At 40.1% G+C, this 18,584-nt stretch carries 17 protein-coding genes and 1 tRNA gene; 5 read left to right on the top strand and 13 right to left on the bottom strand.

Going from position 1 to position 18,584, the window contains the following annotated elements:
• Positions 1-25 precede the first annotated feature (25 nt).
• Together G0029_RS10870 and G0029_RS10875 are read right to left on the bottom strand one after the other, a co-directional pair.
• Positions 26-1,156, bottom strand: a complete 1,131-nt coding sequence (locus G0029_RS10870) for a toxic anion resistance protein (protein WP_180107947.1) — start codon at positions 1,154-1,156, stop codon at positions 26-28.
• A gap of 16 nt (positions 1,157-1,172) precedes the next feature.
• Positions 1,173-1,964, bottom strand: coding sequence for a tellurium resistance protein (locus G0029_RS10875; RefSeq protein ID WP_180107946.1), 792 nt, complete (start codon positions 1,962-1,964; stop codon positions 1,173-1,175).
• A gap of 327 nt (positions 1,965-2,291) precedes the next feature.
• Here G0029_RS10875 and G0029_RS10880 point away from each other — a divergent pair, with 327 nt between their 5' ends.
• Positions 2,292-2,780, top strand: a complete 489-nt coding sequence (locus G0029_RS10880) for a TIGR00645 family protein (protein ID WP_078189122.1) — start codon at positions 2,292-2,294, stop codon at positions 2,778-2,780.
• Between the two features lie 60 nt (positions 2,781-2,840).
• Here the strand turns inward: G0029_RS10880 and G0029_RS10885 are convergent, their stop codons facing one another.
• The 5 genes from G0029_RS10885 to G0029_RS10905 all read right to left on the bottom strand — a co-directional run bounded on the left by G0029_RS10885 (position 2,841) and on the right by G0029_RS10905 (position 8,072).
• Positions 2,841-3,545 (bottom strand): Crp/Fnr family transcriptional regulator, encoded by a 705-nt coding sequence (locus G0029_RS10885; RefSeq protein WP_180107945.1) that lies wholly within the window; start codon positions 3,543-3,545, stop codon positions 2,841-2,843.
• Positions 3,546-3,662: 117 nt separating this feature from the next.
• The gene (locus tag G0029_RS10890; RefSeq protein ID WP_180109808.1) at positions 3,663-4,625 is read right to left on the bottom strand and encodes a TauD/TfdA dioxygenase family protein; all 963 of its coding nucleotides are present in this window, start codon (positions 4,623-4,625) and stop codon (positions 3,663-3,665) included.
• A gap of 247 nt (positions 4,626-4,872) precedes the next feature.
• On the bottom strand, positions 4,873-5,277 hold the full coding sequence (gene rnk / locus G0029_RS10895; RefSeq protein WP_078192900.1) for a nucleoside diphosphate kinase regulator: 405 nt from the start codon (positions 5,275-5,277) through the stop codon (positions 4,873-4,875).
• Between the two features lie 161 nt (positions 5,278-5,438).
• Positions 5,439-6,692 (bottom strand): serine hydroxymethyltransferase, encoded by a 1,254-nt coding sequence (gene glyA / locus G0029_RS10900; RefSeq protein WP_180035998.1) that lies wholly within the window; start codon positions 6,690-6,692, stop codon positions 5,439-5,441.
• 156 nt (positions 6,693-6,848) lie between these two features.
• Positions 6,849-8,072: an alpha/beta hydrolase gene (locus G0029_RS10905; protein WP_180109807.1), complete on the bottom strand. Its 1,224-nt coding sequence runs from the start codon at positions 8,070-8,072 to the stop codon at positions 6,849-6,851.
• A 625-nt stretch (positions 8,073-8,697) separates the two neighbouring features.
• On the opposite strand from G0029_RS10905, the gene G0029_RS10910 reads away from it, so the two are divergent.
• The 4 genes from G0029_RS10910 (at position 8,698) to G0029_RS10925 (ending at position 11,266) form a co-directional block, all read left to right on the top strand.
• Positions 8,698-9,396, top strand: coding sequence for a 3'-5' exonuclease (locus G0029_RS10910; RefSeq protein ID WP_180004204.1), 699 nt, complete (start codon positions 8,698-8,700; stop codon positions 9,394-9,396).
• An 88-nt stretch (positions 9,397-9,484) separates the two neighbouring features.
• On the top strand, positions 9,485-10,237 hold the full coding sequence (locus G0029_RS10915; protein WP_180109806.1) for a hypothetical protein: 753 nt from the start codon (positions 9,485-9,487) through the stop codon (positions 10,235-10,237).
• A 212-nt stretch (positions 10,238-10,449) separates the two neighbouring features.
• Positions 10,450-10,806, top strand: coding sequence for a hypothetical protein (locus tag G0029_RS10920; RefSeq protein ID WP_180109805.1), 357 nt, complete (start codon positions 10,450-10,452; stop codon positions 10,804-10,806).
• Between the two features lie 166 nt (positions 10,807-10,972).
• Positions 10,973-11,266, top strand: coding sequence for a hypothetical protein (locus G0029_RS10925; protein WP_180109804.1), 294 nt, complete (start codon positions 10,973-10,975; stop codon positions 11,264-11,266).
• Between the two features lie 60 nt (positions 11,267-11,326).
• Here G0029_RS10925 and G0029_RS10930 read toward each other — a convergent pair whose 3' ends face one another.
• The 6 genes from G0029_RS10930 to lldR form a co-directional block, all read right to left on the bottom strand.
• On the bottom strand, positions 11,327-11,539 hold the full coding sequence (locus G0029_RS10930) for a hypothetical protein (protein ID WP_111885766.1): 213 nt from the start codon (positions 11,537-11,539) through the stop codon (positions 11,327-11,329).
• Positions 11,540-12,240: 701 nt separating this feature from the next.
• Positions 12,241-12,330: transfer RNA gene (locus tag G0029_RS10935), tRNA-Ser, on the bottom strand.
• Positions 12,331-12,417: 87 nt separating this feature from the next.
• Positions 12,418-14,454, bottom strand: coding sequence for an NADPH-dependent 2,4-dienoyl-CoA reductase (locus tag G0029_RS10940; protein ID WP_180109803.1), 2,037 nt, complete (start codon positions 14,452-14,454; stop codon positions 12,418-12,420).
• A 181-nt stretch (positions 14,455-14,635) separates the two neighbouring features.
• Positions 14,636-16,327: a D-lactate dehydrogenase gene (gene dld, locus G0029_RS10945; protein ID WP_180109832.1), complete on the bottom strand. Its 1,692-nt coding sequence runs from the start codon at positions 16,325-16,327 to the stop codon at positions 14,636-14,638.
• A gap of 326 nt (positions 16,328-16,653) precedes the next feature.
• Positions 16,654-17,808, bottom strand: a complete 1,155-nt coding sequence (lldD, locus tag G0029_RS10950) for an FMN-dependent L-lactate dehydrogenase LldD (protein ID WP_180109802.1) — start codon at positions 17,806-17,808, stop codon at positions 16,654-16,656.
• Positions 17,809-17,810: 2 nt separating this feature from the next.
• Positions 17,811-18,554: a transcriptional regulator LldR gene (lldR, locus tag G0029_RS10955; RefSeq protein WP_078189144.1), complete on the bottom strand. Its 744-nt coding sequence runs from the start codon at positions 18,552-18,554 to the stop codon at positions 17,811-17,813.
• Positions 18,555-18,584: the final 30 nt, after the last annotated feature.

Consider the following 18,584-nt stretch of genomic DNA (forward strand, 5'->3'; position numbering starts at 1 on the left):
ATTATATTTTCACCTCCCTCACCGTTTATGAAGAAGGGTTTGAACCACTCGATTCAATTACTAAATGATTCAAATTGTTTTGTAAGGCACGAATACGTGTCGTCGCTTCTTCACGCTTTTGTACACCTTCTTTCTGAATTTGAATCACATCATTAACGGTTTTAATGAGGGTATTTTGCACATGTTCAAGTGTTTCGATATCAATCACTGAACGCTGATTGGCTTTTGCTGTATCGACAGAGTTTTGATGCAATAAATCTGCATTGCGTTTTAACAGGTCATTGGTCGCATCATCAATGCTATTTGCCAATTGCACGCTGTTCTTTTGTTCTTGCAATGAAATCGCCAAGCTAATTTGGTTTTTCCAAGCCGGTAAGGTGATATTTTTAATAGCATAAAATTTATCAACCAACATCAAATTGTTGGATTGAATAATGCGAATCATCGGCAAGGTCTGCATCGCAGACTGTTGCAAGATCTGTAAATCACTCACACGTTTTTCAAGATTATTTGCCAAATGATTGAGGTCATAGATTTTTTGCGTAGTGGTTTGATCTTGAACTTGAGTGGTTAAGCTTACAATTTCCTGTTGAATTTCTTGCTCTTTCAACTTACCTGCGGCGATATACACCCCTAATTGTTTATATTCGTCTTGTACGCCTTCAAACATTTTATCTAAGGTATTTACACGCGCTTTTAAGCCATTTTGCGAAGTTTCAATTTCTTTGACCAAAGCATCAATTTGCTCTTTGGTGGTATTAAAGTGCTGATCAAAACTTTGCTTGGCACCTTTAAATTTACTCAGTAACCCACCAAAAAATCCTGAGCTTTTAGATTTATTTAAAATGCTCGTAGTGTTTAGCTGCTGTGCGACTTGTACCACCTGATTGAGCTTTTGACCTGTCGCATCTAGATCTTTATTTTGCACCAAATTTAATAATTCATCGGTATAGGTCGACGTCTTGGTGGCAATGTTTTTACCATATTCAGCAACACTATTATGACTTAAATCTGCCAATTCCTTACGTGCAGCTTCGACTTCGTGAAAATCCGAAGTTTGTAAGCCAATTTCCTGCAAATTGAGTTGCTGAAACTTTTCTTCAGTCAATTCTTTGCTTGCTTCAACGGGTAAATTTTTGGCATCTAAATCGGTCATAACTCACCTTATATTTCTAAGACTTAGAGGAATTCTCTAATGATTTTTTTAAAGTTTTAATCAAATTTTCACGGCTATTATCAAGCTTTTCCAATGAACTTGTCGAGTTACTTTGACGACTTTGTTTCACATGATATTGCCATGCTGGAATCAACACCTGCTGAGCTTCCTTATATCGATCTAATAAACCAAAAGAAAGCTGCTGAGAAAGCTGCATTTGTGTAATTGCAATATCATTACTGGCTTGTAAGGTTTGCAACGTATTCACCTTTTTCGATAAACGTTCTGCAAAGTTATCAAGTGGATGCTGATTTTTCACAAACTGTGGGTACTCCAGCAAAAACTCTTCAGCCGCGACGATGTATCGCGCCATTTGCTCACGTAAGCCTTGTAGTTGATTAAAACGTGCTTGGGACTTTTGAATTTCTAATTGTAGTTTTTGGCTCAGATGATTTGCCCGATCAAGCAATAGATCCAGATTTTTATAATATTCAACTTGTCCTGAGCCATACTCCAAATCAATGCCTAACCATTTTTGCAGGGCATTAAATTTGCGTGTTTTTAAATATTTTTTTGAATTGGCTAAGGCTTGAATCAACTGCTCAATGGTTTGACTAAGTTGTTTCGTCAACTGAGGGTCAACACCGTCTAGCAGCACCGACTGTGCTTGAATTAATTGATCTGCATAATGATTTAGACGATATTGATCGGTCAGTAATGGCACAAGGTCATTCCGCTTAATCGAAAGCACTTCCGCCCGATCTACCGTAATATCCTTTAACGGCACCAATACATCAATTTGTGACATAGCCAATTAAACTCAATAAAATCATTTTTATACTACAAGTTCTGCCATAAAAGTCTTGTAGTATTTTGCAAAAAATACATCTATTTCATCAGTCAAATTTCGCCATCAAATTCAACCGTTGCCTATAGAACCGCCTAAGCAGCTATACAGCATCATTTCAATGGATACGATGACCTACATAGATGAATTCAAGCTTAAGATACCCAAAGATTCAATCTAGATTTAAATTAAACAACTGACTCTACATGAATTATTATCAAAATTATCGTAAAATTTAATCCATATACTTTAGAACCAAATATTAGATCAATAAATTTAGAGGCTTAAATGGAACGTTTTTTCCATAACACAATGTATGCAGCACGTTGGATTCTGGCTCCCGTGTACTTTGGTTTATCCTTTGCACTATTACTGCTCGCGATTAAATTTTTCCAAGAAGTCATTCATGTCCTTCCGCATATTTTAGAATATTCAGAAGCTGACCTGATTTTAGTCATCCTCTCTTTGGTAGATATGACTATGGTGGGCGGACTGATTGTAATGGTGATGTTTTCAGGCTATGAAAACTTTGTTTCGCAATTAAAAATTAATGAATCGACCAATCGCTTGAACTGGCTCGGCACCATGGATGCCAATTCATTAAAACTCAAAGTTGCAGCATCAATCGTGGCAATTTCTTCGATTCATTTATTACGCATTTTTATGGATGCGAAAAACATCCCCAATGACAAAATCATGTGGTACATCATCATGCATTTAACCTTTGTTTTTTCTGCTTTTATGATGGGTTATTTGGATAAAATCAGTAAGCACTAATCTAAGTAAGGCCAATGAAGCCATTTGCGATCATGGCTTCTCGTCAAATTTTAAATCTAGTTATTCATCAAGTTCACTCATTTGCCTTAAACGCTCAAGATCCAAAATCGCGATTTGTCCATAATTCCACGCGATCACTTGTGTTTGGACAAATTGCTGTAAATGTTTATTCAACGTTTGCCGTGAAATATTAAAAGACTCTGCAAATTCCTGCTGACTGAGTCTCAAAGGAATTTCCTGCCGACAGCCATATTGTTCATAGAGTCGAATCAAATGTCTTGCGATACGCTGCTCTAGCGTTGCTGTTCTCAAATAACGATTATGCTCAAACATCAAATACATGCGTCGACTGAGAGATTGCACGACATTCCAAAGTGCCTGCGGATCACGCTGTAAAACCGCTAAAAACGTTGTTCCAGAAATGATCGCCACCTCGACGTGTGTCGCAGCAAAATAATCATAATTCAAAGGCTTTTGTTGTAAGAGTGCGACAAAATTAAATACCGACTGGCGACGGATATAGTCATTTACAATCAATTCACCATTATTTTGCAACCAACCAATTTGTAGTGTACCTGAAAGCAAAATATAAATATCCTGCTCGATTTGTTGTTGTTTTAAGATATGCTGCTGCGCATGAAAACGTGAATATTTCACCTGTTGCACAAGCTGTTCTAACGTCTGATCGCTAAAGCCCTGAAAGATGTCTTCATTACGCAAAATTTGCAACAAATGCTGTTGGGCGGTGTTTTTTTGATCGCTCACGTCTATAAAAAAATGCCTAAGATCTCATTGATCTTAGGCAAGTGCTGAAAAATGTAAAACCATTGTTTTTCGCATTATTTATCTGTTTTTATACTGTTTTAAATGACGCTCTAATACTTAAGATGCTTTCTCATAAATACGGCCTGCTTCAGAACGCAAGTTTGAAATGTCGGTGTTTTGAATATTTTTCAGTACAGTACTCGGCTGACCATTTATATCGACAGGCACATCGCCCTCGATAGTGACACGTGATGCGATACGAAGCACGTCCCCATAGTCATTGATGGCACGGTGCTGCGTCGCACGATTATCCCAAATCGCAACATCACCAACCGCCCAGCGCCAACGCACAATATTTTCCCATTGCACGATTTGCTCTTGAAAGAGTTCAAATAGGCGTCGTGACTGTGCCGGACTGTATCCACTAAAGCGTTTAAAGAAGTGCCCCAAAACCAAACTTTTCTCACCTGTTTCAGGATGTACACGCACCAAAGGATGCTCGGTTTCCACTTCTACCGCAGTTCGGAATAAATGGCGACCTTCTTCATTGTACTGACCTTTCGGTGTTGCATAGTCATAACTGTTGCTATGCACCGCGCGTAATTGTTCCGCCAACTTTTGTAGCTCCGGACTTAAATCTTCATAAGCCGTCACGGTATTGGCCCAAACTGTATCGCCACCATGTTCAGGTGCAACTACATTTCTTAAAATTGTGGCTTTGGGATAATTGGGTAAAAATGTAATATCGGTATGCCATGAATCTGCGCGCCCACCACGTGAGTCAATTGACAACGTATGTGCTGTACCATCTTTGAGTGGCACACTTGGGTGATTCAACGGATTTCCTAAAAGTCGTGCAAAGGCTTCTTGTTCTAAATCGGTGAGATCTTGCTGCCCACGCACAAATACAACTTTATATTTTAATAGTGCATGATTAAATTCATCGACCACGCTTTTGTCTAAATTTCCAGACAACTGAATGCCAGAAATTTCGGCACCAATACGACCGGTTACAGGTTTTACTTCAATATGCTGATATTGATAGTCTGGATTGTAATGATTCGATTCTAATTGTGTCATAGGGCTCTACCTTATTCTTCAAATTATTAAGCAACGATGGTGTTGTTGAAATAAAGTGTGCCGACTTCGTGCCCATGACTCTGTCAATTATTTGACAGTTTTCCCAAGTTAAACTGCTATGGTTGTAATGAAATCTGCTTAACAACTTTTGCCCATTTCATATCTAAAAATGCAATAAAGAAAAAATAAAAAAGCCATCGGTATCGATGGCTTTGTGTACGGATTATATCTGTATATCACAGCGGAATTATAGATAATTCCCTTCACGCTCAGGTTGATAGAGCACTTTAATGATTTTGACTTTCATGGTGTGACCATCAGGCTGCGGCCATTCTATTTCCTGCCCTTCAGCCAAACCTAAAATGGCAGCGCCCACTGGAGCCAAAACATTGACTTGACCTTTATCGCCACGAAAATCATGTGGATAGACCAGTGTAATTTCGGTTGCTTCTGTCGCAGGTGCAATGTTAATGAGAACTTTGGCATTCATACTCACCACATTGGCAGGGACATCTTGTGGAGCAACCACTTCAGCGCGCGCCATCTCATCTTCCAAATGCTCCATCGTCGGCGTCAGCTTAGACTGATGCTCCAACATGGTTTCTAAGCGATGTAAATCTTGTTCTGAAAGAATAATATTGGGTTTTTTCATATAAAGTTCCTTTGCGACCTTGCCAACAGATCTATAGCGATGGGCAAATTTTTTGTTATCTCTTATTCCGTTATATCAGAAATATAAATGTTTAGATAACTTTTGAATTTTTCTGATGACATAAAAAAAAGCCCCCTTGAGGGGGCTTTCTCAAGTCAGACTTATTTTGCGTAAACTGGGAATTTAGCGCAAACAGCAGCAACTTTTTCTTTCACTGTAGCAATCACAGCTTCGTCACCTTTGCTGTCTAGAACGTCAGCGATCCAGCCTGCAAGGTCACGTACTTCAGCTTCACCAAAACCACGTGTTGTTACAGCAGGAGTACCGATACGGATACCAGAAGTCACGAATGGAGAACGTGGATCGTTTGGTACTGAGTTTTTGTTCACAGTAATGTGAGCAGCACCTAACCAAGCATCGGCATCTTTACCAGTAATGTCTTGTTTAATTAAAGATAATAAGAACAAATGGTTCTTAGTACCGCCAGAAACAACATCATAACCACGTTCGATTAGAACTTCAGCCATTGCTTGCGCATTCTTAACAACTTGTTGTTGGTAAGCTTTATATTCAGGCGCCATTGCTTCTTTGAAGCAGATCGCTTTAGCCGCTACAGCGTGAACTAAAGGACCACCTTGATTACCAGGGAATACAGCTGATTGTAATTTTTTCTCGATTTCTTCATTTGCTTTCGCAAGAATTAAACCAGAACGTGGACCACGAAGTGTTTTATGTGTAGTCGTTGTAGTTACGTCAGCAATTTGTACTGGGCTTGGGTAAACACCAGCAGCAACTAGACCAGCTACGTGAGCCATATCTACGAATAAGTAAGCACCAACTTTGTCCGCGATATCTCGGAAACGTTGCCAATCAACAACTTGGCTATACGCAGAGAAACCAGCCACGATCATTTTTGGCTTGTGTTCTTCAGCTAAACGTTCAACTTCTTCATAGTCGATTTCGCCAGTTTCTGGGTTCAAACCGTATTGAATTGCGTTATAAGTTTTACCAGAGAAACTAACTTTAGCACCGTGAGTCAAGTGACCACCGTGAGCCAAGCTCATACCTAAAACTGTATCGCCTGGGTTAAGTAGCGCAAGGTAAACTGCAGAGTTTGCTTGTGAACCAGCGTGTGGTTGAACGTTTGCATAATCAGCACCAAACAATTCTTTAGCACGGTCAATGGCCAATTGTTCGATCACGTCTACATACTCGCAACCGCCGTAGTAGCGTTTACCAGGGTAGCCTTCTGCATATTTGTTAGTAAGTTTTGAACCTTGAGCTTCCATTACTGCAGGTGAACAGTAGTTTTCTGAAGCGATTAACTCAATGTGCGCTTCTTGGCGAGCATCTTCATTCGAGATCGCTTGAGCTAATTCAGGGTCAAATTGAGCAATAGAGGTGTTGGCAAACATTAGCGAGGTCCTATTAAATTAGGGCTTTTAAGCCGTGCTAAGATTGGCGCGTATTGTAGCATGAAGTTTTAGAAATGAGAGAGGGAAGTTTGTGCTGTTTTTAAATAAATAATGCCCGTGTTGAATCTGCACGAGCATTATTTAAGTCAAATCAACTTATTGATTTGGCATGAGAGTCTCTACATCTTGCACAAAATTTGCCAGATTATCGGTATAAATACTAATATGATCTGCTGTCGCTTGCTCACGATAGTCAATCGATGTTCCCGGCTTAGCAAGGCTAATCATAAATTTAGTCGCATCTGCTGGAATGGTCTGATCGGCTTTACCTTGATAAATGATGATCGGCGTTTTCACCGCTGTCGTTAAAGGCTGTGAACCTTCACTCATAAAGTTTTGGATTGGCTTTAAAGTTAAGAAATCAGGCTGAGTTCGACCATAGTTATCCAAAGTCGTGTTCTGACTCGCATAACTGAGCATGTCATCTTGAATTAACTTGGTTAACTCGCCTGAACACACTGTTTCAGCCTGAGGTGCAATCGCAGCCAGATGTCCACTAAATACTTTTGAATAATCCACACTGTTTTTATGCCCTTGCATACCCGCAATGATCTGCGCAGTAAAACTGTCTAAAGGTGCATAAATCATACTTTGCACGGTTGCAGGTTTACCTACAGCTAACTTCTCGCCTGCGTCAAGAATGAGCGCAAGATTATTTGCAGGTGCTATGGCAATCGTTCCCTTATAATTTAAGTCAGCACGCGATGCGAATTCAGCTGCACCTAATACGGCTTGACCACCTTGAGAATGTCCGATCGAAAGCCAATCCTTCGACACCGTTTTACCTTGACTGGTTAAGTAACTTCGAGCAGCGACAACGGCATCGGTAATCGAAAAGGCTTCACTTTTTAGATTCAGATAAGGATGGTTTTCACGTCCACTAGGTTCCCCTAATCCTTCATAATCGGGTGCCACAACGACATAACCCTTTGCCAATAACATTTGCAATAAATATTCAGTGCCTTGCAAACCTTGTCGGCTCGGAGCGCATTTATCAGCCACACCGGTCGTTCCATGTGCCCAAGCCACAATTTTCCAACCACCTGCCGGAGCAACTGTTTTTGGGGTAAAGACTAAGGCTGTGGCTTGAACAACTTTGCCATCTACTCCTAGCATTTTATAGGTCATCAATCGGCTGTCTGCACTCACAGCAGGCATATTGTCTTGACTATAGGCTGTTGTAGTTACCACCGGATTTTTGATCTGATTGAGATCAGCGTTTGTTTCAGGATTACTAAATTGTTGGTCATTACTATCATTACCGCAGGCTGCTAAAAATAGCGCACTGCTGACTAAAACCGTTAAACGCAGCATTTTCATTCCATGATCCTTTTGTTTGTTGTTTTTAAGTCAATTTTTCATTGAATATGAATCATTAAATACATGGAACAAACTTTTGTTCAAGCCTAATTTTTAAGCAACTACTCTTATTTTAATTTATCAAATTAATATAGAACTAAAACTTTGTTTTAGCTCGATATGGATTAACAGCATTCAAATAAATCAGCCACCCCGATCTCAGAAAAATGGCTGAACTTATATTTCTGATCATTGGATACAGATTGGGCTATTTTTCGGAGGTTAAAGCAAAATGTAAAATCAACAAAAATGCTGTACCCCCTGCCAACTACACAAACATATACACAAAAGTAAAGCCGAAAAACCACCATGCCATTGATCGTGAACATACTCTAGTGCTTAATCCACTTAGCGACATTTTTGGATATCACGATGGACAAAAGCCTTTAAAATAAGTCGATTTAGAAGATGGTTTAGCTTTATCCCGCTGTAAAGGTTTTATTTCGGCAGATGCGATAAAAGCAGATTATTTAAACACTGCGCAGCCATCTTCATAATATTCCTACAAATAATCACAGCATGGGTTTGTCAGTGTGGATGTGATCATGTACATTCATAAACATTATTCAACATGCTGGAACTGGACATGCAAGCCATCATTCTCGACACAGAAACCCATACACTAAATGGACAACCCATCGAGATTGCCTATGCTCCAATTCAGGTGGCAGATGCCAAAATCACCTTAGATAAATCTAAAATTTTTGATCAACTATATCGTTGTGATGAAGCTATTTCTTTTGCAGCGATGGCTGTTCATCATATTTTAGAATCAGATCTTGAAGGTCAGCCCCACTACAGCAGTTTTGAACTCCCATCAGAGACGACATATATCATTGGGCATAATATCGACTACGATATTCGAGCGCTCGAAAAATGCGGTGTAGATAGTTCAAAAATCAAAGCCATTTGTACCCTTGCGCTAGCTCGTCGAGTATGGCCTGATGCAGAAGCGCATAATATTTCTGCCTTGATATATATGATCACCAAAGGCAGTGAAAAAGCCCGTGAAATGATCCGTAAAGCTCACCGCGCAGATATGGATATTATTTTAACTGCCAATATTTTGATGCATATTGTGCATCACTTAAAAATCAACAGCATCGAAGAATTATACGAAGCTTCGGAAGATGCTCGCATTCCACGCAGTATTAATTTTGGTAAACACCGTGGTACCGCAATTGCAGAATTACCTGCAGACTATGTGCAATGGCTGTTACGCCAAGATGACTTAGACCCTTATTTGCGTAAAGCTTTAGAAAACTCTGCTGTCATTACTTTATAAATCATTGATTATTTAATATTTTCTTAATATTACTGTCATTATCACTGCATAGGATTGCCTTAATTCTTTTGAGCTACGGAATTAAGGCATGTTCAACTATCAAAAAACTGAGCTGGGTTTTCAAACTTTAAAAGACCGACAGCTCGCATTAAATGCAAGACAACGTCGTCTGCTACTCTTAATTGGTAGTGATGACTTTAACCAAATGCCAGTGCATTATCAGCAGCGGATTGCTGAAGTGTCCTTGCTCGAGCAACTGATGGAACTTGGGCTGATTCAGCCAATTACAGCACATGATCATCAACGCCTTCAAAAATCCGATTTTTCTGCTTTTAATACTCCTAAAAAAGCGCCTAGCAATACGTCCGATCTCAATAACCTTAGCCCTGCATCTGATCTCACAGCGCAAGTACATGTGACTTTTAATGAAGTTTCAATTCCTACGATGGAAGTTCCTCAGATTCATTCACAGTACGCACTGACGACCTCCCTACCAATGGATGCGATGGGCTCTACACCCCATCAATTCCCACAATCCACACCTGAAACTACGACAACAAACAATCCTGTATTGCCAGAAAAAACCGTTGATTTCATCGAGCACGATTTTGATGAGTTACAGAATTTTATGTGCACTTACTTACAGCGTTATTGTGGGCTGATGGCAAAAAAATTAATGCTTAATATTCAACAGGCCACGGATATTGCAGACTTAAAAGCCTGTCAGATGCAATGGATAACCTGTCTAAATGAATCCAATATTCAACCTAAACTCTTACAACATGCATTACAGCAAATTAATTACAGTATAAAAAAATCTGCAACAACTGGTTTGACTTAGAGACTTTTCCTCACTTCTCATTCAAAAAACAACTTAATAAGGTGAGTTATTCTTCACACATATCAATATAAGAAATTGAATTTTATTAACTTTATCGATTCACTTATTTCTTTTATGGTTTTAACTGCTGTTTTATACGACCTTCCCCTAATGTCAATTAACAGTAAAAAATCGCAAGAATAAAACCGACCTCCTAGCGTTTGAGCATGTCAATGTCACAACAGTTTTGTCTAGAATTTGATTCTTTCGATAATCCTATGCAACTCAGCAAAATTGGCAATTGGGTGTTTACATTCTTAACCTCACCAGACGAATTGCCTAATGTTCAATTGGCCATTACCTATGTCATGCCACGAAAAATTAGTGATGAATTACAACCTCGACGTGTGGTCATTCAAAATACAGCCATTGAAACGATTTGGCGTATAGAACAAGTCGAGTGCTTCAACAGCCAAACGAACCAAGAACTCACCTTTACAGCAGCGGAACCTCAAGCTCAATTGGTTTTAAGCAGTATCATTGAAGAATTTGCCCGTTATGATGTCCCGCTTGTATTCAAGCCGCTTTAATTTAAAGCGAATTCCAACTTATTTTTCATAAAGATTTAAGCTGTCTCAATGATTTAACCAAAGTCACCTAGATAGACATTAAATGAAAAATAATCCATACAGATTATTGTTGCTCAATTCATATACACTATTCCTGCTCAATAATTTTTGACCATGGATAATAAAAATGAATTTAGCCAATTATTCTAATGATCAGGCACTCATCCTTTTCAACCTATATAGCAGCCTTGAACAATGTCTAGATGCGATTGGACATCTGCACCTTGGACCAAAACTAGTGCTGACCGACCATGATGTATCAAAAGATCATATGATCGTGCAACGCTTTCAAGCTGGTGTTTTAACTCAAGAAATTCAAGTGCGTAAACAAGACGTTGAACTGTCTTCTAGCAACCCGATGACACGCTATCAGTTACTGTCTTATATTTTGAATCAATTTAAAGCAGATAAAACAGCTTAAAGTTCTATCTCTAAAAATAAAAAACTCACCATTAAGGTGAGTTTTTTTTATTCATTCAATTTAAGCTTCTAAAAGCTTGTAAATACTGTCCGATTTTTGACTTTCAAAAAGTAGTTCGATACTGGGTAGGATGATTTCACCAGCAATAATGATATGTTCAATGCGATGAAACAGCCCTCTTGAATCTTCTTCTGAAGGATTACGCACCAAAGCTTGTGCTTCATAAACCTGACTAAATTGGTCCTTTACCTTTATGTCAATCATCTGTGTCATGGTAACGTCTCTACTCGTTTTAATAATTGCATTTTTTATATCACACCTTTACACAACAACTTGCTTTGTAAATGTTAGATTTCATGGCAATGTAAACTTATTTTACTTTAGTAACTATATATCAATAACATAGGTTTACTATTTAATTATTGTTTGACAAAAGCACTATATTTTCAAATCTAAAATGGCATTAAAAAGCCCGCATCGCTGCGGGCTCTATGTTGGAAGGCTAGTGCTGATTTATTGTCTGCAATATCTTAAGACTAAAATATTACGAAACTCAACGAGCTGTCATTGATCCGTCCAACTTATTGGTAGCGTCGTTTTATGACCTACCGTGATTTAAATATAGCACTTTCAATTCTCTTGCCAAGCCTTGCTAACACTTCAAAACAATTGATCAAATAAAATACAATTGATATTTTTTCAAAATAAGCGATCATAGCTCTCCCCAATGCTTGTGAAAGATTTAAATAAATAGGCCATTAAAAATAAATTCAACACTATCAATCTATAAACATTCTTTTCTCTTACTTTTAATTCTACCTTAGACAACCCTTGTATTAATTTCTGACCTGAATTTTAAGTCTTATATTCATTTTTAACAGTCCTTAAAAAATACTAGTAAGTAAGGTTGCCGTCTCAAATTAAAATCTAAAAAAAAAAAAGCCCCTGTATCACTACAGCGGCTTTTTTGAATTTGGCGGAAGCGGTGAGATTCGAACTCACGGAGGACTCGCGCCCTCGTCGGTTTTCAAGACCGGTGCATTAAACCGCTCTGCCACGCTTCCATGTGCGCCATAATACGGAGGTTTTATTCATCTGACAAGTAAAAATTACAACTAAACCTTTCAAATGAATATTGTTTCGCCAAATCCTTAAAGTTTAGCTGCGAGCTCCGCACCTTCACGTATTGCGCGTTTTGCATCTAACTCTGCTGCTAGTTTTGCGCCACCAATAATATGGTAATTGGCAAGGGTTTTCTCACCCTGTTCTGGCATCAAATGCTTTACCGATTCCTGACCTGCACAAACGACGATTGTATCTACACGTAATAATTGATCATGCCCTGCATGTTCAATCCAAAGACCTTCATCAGTAATGGCTTTGTATTGAACACCACGCAGCATACGAACCGCATTTTTCTTTAATTGTGCACGGTGTACCCAGCCTGATGTTTTACCTAACCCAGCACCAAGTGCAGTTGTTTTACGTTGTAATAAATAGATTTCACGAAAAGGAGGTTCGAGCTCAGCAGCCTGCATACCACCTTCTGTTATGTAGTTTGGATTTGGATCAACACCCCACTCCCGCTGCCAATCCGCTAAAGGCATTGGTTGTGGCTGATGTGGTGGTTTGAGTAAAAATTCAGATACATCAAAGCCAATGCCGCCTGCACCAATTACAGCAACTTTACCCCCCACAGCTGCGCCTTTCAGCACTTCTGCATAAGACAAAACATTCGGTGCATCACTACCTTCGATTTTCAAGCTGCGAGGAACTACACCTGTTGCAATAACCACTTCCTCAAACCCTTCACGTTCAAGCTGTTCACGGTTTACACGCGTATTTAAACGCAAATCCACACCCGTTTTTTCGATTTGAACTTTAAAGTAGCGAATCGTTTCATGAAATTCTTCTTTGCCGGGAATGACTTTTGCCAAATTAAATTGACCACCCACCTCTGCACCAGCTTCAAATAATGTCACCGCATGGCCTCGGCTTGCCGCAACCGTAGCTGCAGACATGCCTGCCACGCCACCACCGACGACTGCAATACGCTTCGGTTTTTTGGTCTTTAAATAAACCAATTCAGTTTCATATGCCGCTCGTGGGTTGACCAAACACGTCGCACGCTGATTTTTAAAAGTATGATCTAAGCAGGCTTGGTTACAGGCAATACAGGTATTAATTTCATCGACACGGTTGGTCGCCGTTTTATTTACCCAAAATGGATCTGCCAAGAATGGACGTGCCATTTGCACCATATCTGCCTTGCCTGAAGCTAAAATTTCTTCAGCTGTATCTGGCATATTGATACGGTTGGACGCAATGACAGGGATCGCAACATGTTTTTTGACTTCAGCGGTATAGTCCACAAACGCTGCGCGAGGCACTGAGGTCACAATTGTCGGAATACGTGCTTCATGCCAACCAATACCCGTGTTCAATAACGTCACACCAGCTGCTTCCAATGCTTTAGCAACAGTAATGACTTCTGCCATGGTGTTCCCATCATGAACCAAATCAAGCAATGACAAACGGAAGCAGATAATAAATTTCTCACCCACTTCAGCACGTATTGATTTCACAATATCAACCGCAAGGCGCATACGATTTTCAATTTCACCGCCCCAACGGTCTGTCCGTTGGTTGACATGGCGGCTTAAAAACTGATTCAACAAGTAGCCTTCTGAACCCATAATTTCAACACCATCATAGCCGGCCTTATGTGCAAGACTTGCCGTTTTGACATAATCATCAATGGTTGAAAGAATTTGTTTGTCCGTTAATTGACGTGGTTTAAAAGGTGAAATCGGAGATTTAATCGGACTTGCTGACACTGCAAAAGGCTGATAGCCATAACGCCCAGCATGCAAGATTTGCATTAAAATTTTGGCACCATGCTTATGTACTGCATGGGTCACCAAGCGATGTGGAGCAATATCACCTAAAGTATTCATGGTACCGCCAGCAGGTAACAGCCAACCTTGGCGGTTTGGAGAAATACCGCCTGTAATAATCAGGCCGACACCACCTTTAGCACGCTCACCAAAATAAGCTGCCAATTTAGGATAGTTATAAAAACGATCTTCCAGCCCACTATGCATGGACCCCATCACGACACGGTTTTTAATCGTGGTAAAACCCAAATGTAAAGGCTTTAAAATATTTGCATAGCTAGTCGTTGTCATGCTGAATCCTTATTTTGGCTTTGCAACTTGTTGCATAACACTTTAGCGGTTTTTTTATATTTTGGGATGACAATTTAGAAAATATTCTTCGCTTTTATGGTCAATACCGTGTGACGCATAAATTATTCACTCATAAAAAAGCCGTGATATATCACATCACGGCGTGTTGTTTTATAAAGCATTATTTCCAATGTTTCAGCTTGCTGGTTTGTCCAATCCCCACATTAAAGCTATTAGTCGGATCCAGCTTTTGATAATGATTTTTTAATGCAGGCTTCGCCACATACAAATGTCCAACATTGTGTTCCGCAGGATATTCAGCGCCACGATCATCGAGTAAATGCCACATTGCATGTTCCATTGCCAAAGGGTCTACACCTTTTTTCACAATATAATCTTGATGAAAAACATGACAAAGAAAATGTCCATAATAGAGTTTATGGATAATTTGCTCATCCATGGCTTTCGGCAAAGTTTCCACCCATTCACGATCATTGCGACGTAATGCAATATCCAGTGCAACAATGTCTTCCACTTCTGAACGATGCGTATCACGATAACGAATTGCAGCACCTGCCACCGCAAAGCGATGTAAAAATGCCTTACGACCTTCTTCATCCGTACATTTAAAATAATTGCCTGACGTTTTATCTAAAAAATACGTTTTCAAATACGCATCAACTTGATCAACATCCTGATTTTCAATACGAATCATCAAATGATGTTCATATAAATCACGAAACTCATTCATACGTTTTGGCAGATGATTCGGCATAAATTTAGTGACGAGTTGTAAAACTTTATCCGATAAACCTTGCAAACCCAGTTTTTCTAAATAGCCATCGACTTTATCTTTCATGGCAAAAGCAGCAGGAACTTTTGCAGTGCCGAATTTTTCAATAAATACAAAAGAATCTTTACCGTATTCAGCCCCAATATCGTATGCCACGCGATGAATGTACTCACCTGCAATCGGGAGGCGTGCAAGATCTTTTAATAGAAAACGACGAATTTCGGTTAAATCATCTTGTGAATTGGTCCCTACATAAAACACCTGACTAGGAATTTTTTCAAAGGTATCTAAACGTACTGCAAAGACGCAGACTTTACCCGCTGAACCTGATGCTTCAAATAGTCGACTCGGATCTGCATTAAAACGTGCAGGTGTATTTTCATCGACTTGCTTTACGTCATGTGAATAGCGTTGATCTGATGCACAGCAACTTGAATTATTCACAATGTCATTGATTTGATAATTTTTATTTTCCAGCGCTGTGAGGATTTCTTCAGGCGTATTGCCAAGATTGACACCTAGATGATTGACCAACTCTAACTCACCTGAGTCATTTACTTGTGCATACAGTGCAAGCTCTGTATAGGCAGGACCGCGGCGTACCAAAGCGCCCCCTGAGTTATTGCACACGCCGCCCAAAACCGATGCCCCAATACACGAAGAACCAATCACCGAATGAGGTTCACGATTATATGGCAGCAAATCTTTTTCAAGTTTGTCTAATGTCGCACCCGGTAGACAAATCACTTGCTTGCCTTCATTAATCACTTGGATGCCAACCAAACGACGTGTACTTATCAGCACCACAGGACGGTCATAGTCATCACCAAACGGCGTTGAACCACCTGTCAGACCTGTATTGGCGGCTTGCATAATCACAATACAATTTGCATCCACAGCCGCTTGCAGCACTTGCCATTGCTCAAGCAAAGAGCCCGGTGTAACCACAGCCAATACTTTTCCTGCACCGTAACGGCGACCTTGGCGGTATAAACGTGTGTCTTTATCTTCAGTTAAAACGTGTTGCTCACCGACGATGTTGATGAGGTTTTGAATGGTTTGTAATGATTGAGTTTGCATGCTCGTAGAATTTTCCATTTTCATTATTTTCTCTCCTCGCTAAAGAGGAATTGCATTGTTATGCAATAAAAAAATATTGGTTTAAATAATTTAAACAACGTAGGTTTATTTGCACATATCAAAAGTTTTTAGTCATTGTTATTAAAATCTATAATGAATATCCCTTCTCCCTTTGGGATGAGTAGCAATGCTACACAAGAGGGTTAGGAGAATTAATTAATCAATAAATAAATACCTCTCCCTAACCCTCTCCTACAAGGAGAGGGAACTTTCATTGATAATTTTTTTGATCACGAATAACTTTCCCAAGAGATCGATTCAAAAAATCACCCAGCCAACTCTTTCTCTAACTTCACCAAACAATCAGATGTAATATCCGCAATGGTTTTTGCACCAGTTAAGGTCATCGCAACACGCATTTCTTTATCAATCAGTTCTAGAAGATTGGAAACACCCTCACCACCTGCTGCACCGAGTGCATAAACAAATGCGCGACCGAGCATACAGGTATCTGCACCCAAAGCCAGCATACGCACCACATCTAAACCATTTCGAATACCTGAGTCAGCAAGAATTTTAATATCGCCTTTTACTGCATCTGCAATTGGCGGTAATGCACGCGCTGATGATAAAACCCCATCGAGCTGACGGCCACCATGGTTTGACACCACAATGCCATCTGCACCAAAACGCACTGCATCTTTGGCATCTTCAGGGTCAAGTATGCCTTTAATGACCATCGGGCCATCCCAAAATTCACGAATCCACTCAAGGTCTTTCCATGAAATCGATGGGTCAAAGTTATTCCCCAACCAGCCGATATAATCTTCTAGACCTGTTGGTTTGCCCAAGTATTTTGAAATATTCCCTAAGTCATGCGGACGACCTAATAAACCCACATTCCACGCCCAGTGTGGGTGGAAACACGACTGCATATAACGGCGCATGGCTGCATTTGGCCCGCTCATTCCTGAGTGCGCATCACGGTAACGCGCGCCCGGAACAGGCATATCCACGGTAAACACTAAAGTTGAACAGCCTGCTGCTTTGGCACGTTCTAAGGCATTTTTCATAAAGCCACGGTCACGTAGCACATACAACTGAAACCACATGGGACGCTGAATCGCAGGCGCCACTTCTTCAATTGGACATACTGAAACGGTAGACAGCGTAAATGGAATGCCCTTTTTATCTGCGGCAACGGCTGCTTGAACTTCACCACGGCGTGCATACATCCCGGTTAAACCCACAGGTGATAAAGCCACAGGCATCGATAAAGTTTCATTAAACAGTTTGGTTTCTAAACTCAGCTGTGACATGTCATTCAGCACACGTTGACGCAACGCTATTTTTGATAAATCTTCTACATTACGCTTTAAGGTATATTCGGCATACGCCCCGCCATCGATATAATGAAATAAAAATGGCGGTAAACGACGACGTGCCGCTTCACGATAGTCATTGGCAGAAGAAATAATCATGCTTATATCCTGTTTAATCGACTGGCACGCTGACGACGAGCTTCTTCTTCATCAATCATGCGCACCTGTTGTACTACAAACTCAATGTGTCCACAGACTGCTTTACGTGCAGCTTCAGGATCACGACGTTCAATTGCATTCATGACTTGAAAGTGCTGATCATGCAATTGATCAAATCGGTGTGCTTCGCTATAAACTTTTCGACGACCTAAAACGACATTAAATTGCAACAGATCAAATAGACCACGCATCATCTGAATCAACACTAAATTGTGTGAAGCTTCAGCAATTGCTAAATGAAATTTGGCATCTGCACGCGCTGCTTCATCGTCATTGCCTAAAGCCTGAAAATGATTGATCTGATCATAATAATGTCGGATATGTGCCAAGTCCTCTGCTGTAGCACGTTGTGCCGCATACCATGCAGTACCACCTTCTAAAATAATGCGCGCCTCTTGCACATCAAAACGGTAGGCAGGGTCTTCACTAATCAAACTGCTGATGGGCTGCACAATTTGATAACTCGACCAAGTCGCAGGTAATTGCTTTAAAAAAGTCCCCGCACCGACTTTACTGACCAACACGCCCATGCTGGTCAATTGAGAAATCGCTTCGCGTAAAGAGGTGCGTGAGACGCCAAGTTGTTCACACAGTTTCCGTTCAGCAGGCAGACGATCTCCAACTTGCATATTGCTTTCTTCAATCAATACACGAAGGCTTTGAACAGTTTTATCAGAGACTTTCATCTGCTTTCCTTAACGTTGTTACACAATGCG

This window comes from Acinetobacter sp. YH12138, assembly GCF_015218525.1.
In the GTDB taxonomy this organism is placed as follows: domain Bacteria; phylum Pseudomonadota; class Gammaproteobacteria; order Pseudomonadales; family Moraxellaceae; genus Acinetobacter; species Acinetobacter amyesii.